The 2,034-nt window shown below is 41.3% G+C and carries 1 protein-coding gene; it reads left to right on the forward strand.

All coding sequences use genetic code 11. The features are described 5' to 3' along the window. The first annotated feature begins 183 nt into the window (after positions 1–183). Positions 184–1,013 (forward strand): IS1 family transposase gene (locus F6K53_RS38460; RefSeq protein ID WP_293085079.1). Its coding sequence is split into 2 segments (ribosomal slippage): positions 184–525 and positions 528–1,013, totalling 828 coding nucleotides; the frame shifts between segments, so codons are not numbered across the junction. Positions 1,014–2,034 lie beyond the last annotated feature (1,021 nt).

Below are 2,034 nucleotides of genomic sequence, written 5' to 3' on the forward strand. Positions count from 1 at the left end.
TTTCGAGCTAACCTCTATGGCTTACAGGGCGAGATTTTACCCTTTCGTTCCCAGCAGCAGTGTCTTCGGCTACAGTTCTTTGAGCTATCTTGGATAAGAATTGTAAAAGAACACTTAGCGGTAGTGCATCAAAGAAGTGTGGGAATGATATGATTGTAAGGGAAAAACTAATCATCACTATCTATGGAATGCACTCTGTGCGGTCATCACAAGACATATAAGCATGGGAAAACTAGTAAGGGAAGTCAACGATATTACTGCCCAGCCTGCAAGCAAAGTTTTACGGAGACTTTTGATACTCTCTATTACCGCCGACAGATTAAGCCAGATCAAATTCGCATGGTGTTACAGGCTCATTCAGAAGGAAGTAGTTTCAGAGGAATAAGTCGAATAACAAATCTTGCTTATAACACAGTAGTTAGCATTATCCGAGAAGCTTCTGTTAAAGGTCAAATGGTTCACAACGAGCAAGTACAGCAAGTTGAGGTTGAGGAAATCGCTAGTGATGAGTTCTGGTCATTTGTCCAAAAAAACAAAAAAACTGTCTGCAAAACGAATTAATAGTGGGAGATTGTTGGGTGGGGATGACACAAGCCCAAGGCAGTGGACTGATTTTAGCCAATAGAGTTGGAAAGCATACTGACGAATTTATCACTCAATTAGTAGCGAATACGGAAGGGAAAACAGGTTGTCAGCAATGGAATACAGATGGTTGGGGAGGTTATGAGCGTGTTCTTACTGGTGTTGTAGAACACTCAATTGGTAAAGAACAAACCCAACAATTAGAACGAACTAATGGAATTCTTCGACAGCAAACTGGACGCTGGCATCGTCGTCAGAATAAATTTGCCAAAGTTTGGGAACACACAGAAGCAACAATAAGATTAGTGGTCACCTATTTTAACTGGATCTGGATTCATAGTCGCAAGAAAAATACTGCTGCCATGAGAGCCGGATTGACTACTGCTCCTTGGAATTGGGATGATCTGATCACCTATCCCACACTTCTTTGACGCACTACCTTTTTATCTTCGTTCGCGTTTGGCCTACGGCCACGCGGGGCTCGTTCGCGCAGCGGAGGCCTACGGCCTAAAGCGTCGCCTACGGCGAGGTATAAAAATTACTAAAACCAAACAAGTAGTAGGATTTGATTTGGCAACTAAAGAACTATGACTCTGATTCAGTCTACCTTCTAGCTTCCTTGTCACCCCATCAGCATTATTTTTTTGACCACAAGTCGCTCTAATTGCCAATCCATAAGGCTTCTGGCTTGGTTGTCACCCCGTCAGGCTGCTTTAAGGCAGGATGCAGAAGGCAGAAGGCACGTAATACCGTAGTTGCAACTATTGTTAATAATTCCAGTGATTTTACAAATGATTTAAGATTACTATATGTTACAAGTTGGCTCTTCCGGCTTTGCGGTGATAAGACAAGCTTATGTCAGGTAATTCCGCCAGTTCCAGCCACGTTGATTTTCGATTTTGTGCCTTTTAATACGTTTTCAACCACAGATCCGGAAGAGCCTACAAGTTTTGTCCCTTGATAGCTATAAAGGATACTGTTTTGATACTTTTGTCAAGTACCTTTTTTACTAAATTAGATGAGCTTACCCTGGTAAAATTTAGTCATAAGCTTATTGATTGTAAACAATAATTAATGAAAATTAATCCTAATGAATAGGAGTGTTTTATACGAAAAATGAGAGCTATATCCCTTGTCATGTCTGCTTTCTAACTATTTTCGTACAAAAAAACAAAAAAAGTGTTGACTTTCTCAAATAATAACGATAAGATACCAAAAGTTATTAAGCAGCCTATCTATATATAGCGTTCGTCATAGCTATGAGGTACACATTTTTTTTGCCCTCTTCCCTTATCCTGGCTCCCGGCTCCCCGCTCCCGGCTCCCCGCTCCCCGCTCCCGGCTCCCTAGAACCCAGAGAGTTGTACCTCATGGGTATAAGACTTGCTATAGTATGCTAGTCTACTCTCAAAACACACAGATGAGATCCATCACAACAAAGCTCAAACTTAAT

It is taken from the genome of Moorena sp. SIO4A1 (genome assembly GCF_010672065.1).
In the GTDB taxonomy this organism is placed as follows: Bacteria; Cyanobacteriota; Cyanobacteriia; order Cyanobacteriales; family Coleofasciculaceae; genus Moorena.